This is a genomic window from Lysobacter antibioticus HS124 (assembly GCF_000336385.2).
Lineage (GTDB): Bacteria > Pseudomonadota > Gammaproteobacteria > Xanthomonadales > Xanthomonadaceae > Lysobacter > Lysobacter firmicutimachus.
In genome coordinates, this window is the sequence record NZ_HG424598.1 from 1 (window position 1) to 3,281 (window position 3,281).

Here is a 3,281-nt window from a genome sequence, read left to right on the forward strand (position 1 = left end):
CGCCGCGAGGCCGAAAGGACGCGGTCGCGGCTTACGCCGCTCCTACAGGGGCCCCAGGACAAAGCGCGGCGAGCGGGAGAGAGGGCGGTCGCGGCTTGCGCCGCTCCTACCCCGGCGACGGTTTCGGGCTTCGATCGATGGCGAAGGCGTTGATCGCTCTGCGCGTCCCTTGGTCGCGGCTTGCGCCGCCTTCACGGGGGGCGGACGCGACCGCTAGAGGCGGTCGCGCCGCGGGGCGGTCAGTACATGACCCGCAAGGTGACGCCATAAGTGCGCGGGGCGCCGAGGAAGGCGTTCCAGGAACCGGTCTGCAACGGCGCGTCGAAGCCGACCTGCTTGTATTCCTCGTCGGTCAGGTTGATCGCCCAGGCCTCGACCATCCAACGCCGGTCCTTGGCGCCGATGCCGAGCCGGGCGTTGACCACGGTATAGGCGTCCTGGCCCTTTTCCGGATCGAGGTCGGAACCGGTGTTGTAGTCGGAAGAGTACTTGGCGCCGATGTGGGCCCGGCCGACCAGGCTGGCGCCGAAGTCCCACTGGTACGTCGCCGAAGCCGACGCCGACCACAGCGGCGCGAAGCTGGCGCGCGCGCCGGGCAGCTTGGCCAGGTCGGCGTCGGGCAGCGGATCGTCGCCGTAGCGAGTGTCGGCGTACATCAGGCCGCCCTGCAGCATCAGGCCCTTGAGGCCGGTCTGCCACAGGATCTCGGTGTCGATGCCCTTGGACACTACTTCCGGAATCGAGCGCACCACGAAACTGGTGCCGAGGAAGCTGTTGAGCTGGAAGTCGCTGTAGGTCTGGTGGAACAAGGTCGCGTTGAGCAGCAGGTTGCCGTCGGCCCAGGTGGTCTTGGCGCCGAGCTCGTAGCTGTCGACGAACTCGCCCGGGAACGAGGTGTCGGCGACCGGACGGATGCCGGCCGTGCCGCTGGACAGGCCGTTGGAGGACTGCACCCGGTCCAGGTTGAAACCGCCGGCCTTGTAGCCGCGCGCCGCGGACGCGTAGCCCATGACGTGCTCGTTCCAGCGATAGGCGGCCTTGAGCGTGCCCGACCATTCCTTCTCGTCGCGTTCCTGATTGGTCACCCGGCCGTTGTGCAAGGTGTTGGCCCAGGGCAGGCACATGAAGCCGATCACCTGCGGCACCAGCGCATTGACCGCCGCCAGCGGCACGCCGCGCGCGGCCAGGGCCTGGCCGACCCGGGCCGGATTGGCCATCGCCGCGCCGCAGCCCAGGCCGCCGTTGGGGTTGCTGTAGACCGAGTCCAGCTCCTTGTTCTCCTTGGTGTAACGCAGGCCCAGGGTGATATCGAGCGCGTCGGTCGCGTGCCAGGTGTTGTTGGTGAACAGCGCCACGCTCTTGCTGTTCTGGTCGTAGCGGTCGAGCGCGCCGAGTCCGCCGAAGCTGCTGCCGAACGGCCGCCCGCTGGCTTGCGACAGGAAAGTCGCGGCGTTGGCGGTGTTGACCACTCCGGCCGGGAAGCGCGCGGCGATCTGGCCCAGCACCGCGGTCGACAGATAGGGCTCGTAGTGCGCGCCCAGGCTGTAGGAATCGTGGCGCTTGAGGTCTTCGTCGGAATAGAACAGGCCGACCATCCAGTCGAGCTTGTCGGTGGCGCCGGTCAGGCGGAACTCCTGGCTGAACTGCTTGAAGCCGGTGAAGGACTCGTCCGAGTCCGGGTTGCGATAGATCATGTCGGCGGCGGTGAAATCGAAGTCCAGGCCGTTGATCGCCTGCCAGTCGCGCGAGGCGGTGATCGAGGTCAGGGTCGCGCCGCCGAACCAGGGCGTGATCCAGTCGATCTGGGCCGACACGCCCTTGTCCTTGATGTCCTGGCTGGTGGAGCGGTTGCTCCAGGCCACGCGCGCGAACGGGTCGGCCACCGGCGCCACGCCGACGCCGCCGACCAGGGCGTTGATGATCGCCGCGGTCGGGCCGCGCACCGTGGTCAGGCCGACGCAGCAGTTCTCCTCGCGGCTGGTGTAGTCGGCGATGAAGTTGATGTCGAGGTTTTCGGTCGGCTCCAGCAACAGCTGGGCGCGCAGGGTGTGGAAATTCTGGTCGCCGTCTTCGCGCTCGCGGCGCGGGCCGCGGCCGACCTCGACATCGCTAAAGCCGTCGCGCTTGCGCTTGGCGCCGTAGATGCGGAAGGCGGCGTTCTCGCCGATCGGCGTGTTGAACGAAGCCGCGGCGCCGAGGGCGCCGTAGTTGCCGACAGTCAGCTCGCCTTCCACGGTGGTGTCGTAGCTGGGGCGGCGGGTGATGACGTTGATCACGCCGGCCGAAGTGTTCTTGCCGAACACCGTGCCCTGCGGGCCCTTGAGCACCTCGATCCGCTCGATCTCGCCCAGGTCGCCGAAGCCGACGCCGTTGCGCGGGCGGTACACGCCGTCGACCACCACCCCGACCGAGGACTCCAGGCCAGCGTTGTCGCCGACCGTGCCGATGCCGCGGATGCGCGCGACCGTCTGCACCTCGCTCTGGGTGCTGGTCACGGTCAGGCCCGGCACCAGCATCTGCGCGTCCTTGATGTCGCGCACGCCGCTGTCCTGGATCAGCTGCTCGGGCAAGGCGGTGATCGCGATCGGCACGTCCTGCATCGCCTCCTCGCGCTTCTGCGCAGTGACGGTCAGCCCGGCCAGGGTCTTGGCTTCGGTGTCTTCCGCGGCCGTCGGCGCCTGTTGCGCCTGCACGTTCGCGGCGAGCGCGGCCATGCTCAAAGCGATGGCCAAGGACAGGGACCTGCGGGCCGGCGGGCGAGCGATCATTGAGTTTTCCCCTTGATGGCGAACGACGAGTCGAGTTCGGCGACGCGGTCCGCGGCCGCGACGCGCGGCGTCGTGGCATCCGGAGCGGCTCGCATCACCAGATCGTTACGTAATTCGGAAGCGATGTCGGCCGCAGTGCGAAAGCGTGCGTGCGGCCGTGCCGCCGAAACTACCACGACGATCACGATCAGCGTGCCGCGGCGCAGCACCGGCGTCGCGCGGAACGCGGTCCGCAGGGAAAGGCGGACGCATTCGCACGAACGTTCGGATCGAATTCCACCAGGAGCGGCACCAAGGTGTGCTGCGATGCCTGCGCTTCAAGCGCCGTCACGCCCCGTCGCGGACGGTGTGGATTCCGGCGACCGCAGCGCTTTCGGTTACGGCCCGCGTTGCGCGGCGCGGCGGGACGACCGAAAAGACGCAAGCGCCGCTTTCCGCCGCGGCCTTCCAACCCCCAACCCCCAATCCCCAATCCCCAATCCCCAATCCCCAATCCCCAATCCCCAATCCCCA

General features: G+C 68.4%; 2 protein-coding genes. Both read right to left on the minus strand.

What is annotated here, in order from left to right:
* Window positions 1-239: 239 nt before the first annotated feature.
* Window positions 240-2,714, minus strand: a complete 2,475-nt coding sequence (locus TX83_RS20995; RefSeq protein ID WP_261370239.1) for a TonB-dependent receptor — start codon at window positions 2,712-2,714, stop codon at window positions 240-242.
* Window positions 2,715-2,764: 50 nt separating this feature from the next.
* Window positions 2,765-2,977 (minus strand): hypothetical protein, encoded by a 213-nt coding sequence (locus tag TX83_RS21000; RefSeq protein WP_064749938.1) that lies wholly within the window; start codon window positions 2,975-2,977, stop codon window positions 2,765-2,767.
* Between the last annotated feature and the right edge of the window lie 304 nt (window positions 2,978-3,281).

What these genes read in the sequence shown, in the direction of transcription:
- TX83_RS20995 (WP_261370239.1), bottom strand. Translation starts at nt 2,714, where the DNA reads ATGGCCGCGCTCGCCGCGAACGTGCAGGCGCAACAGGCGCCGACGGCC.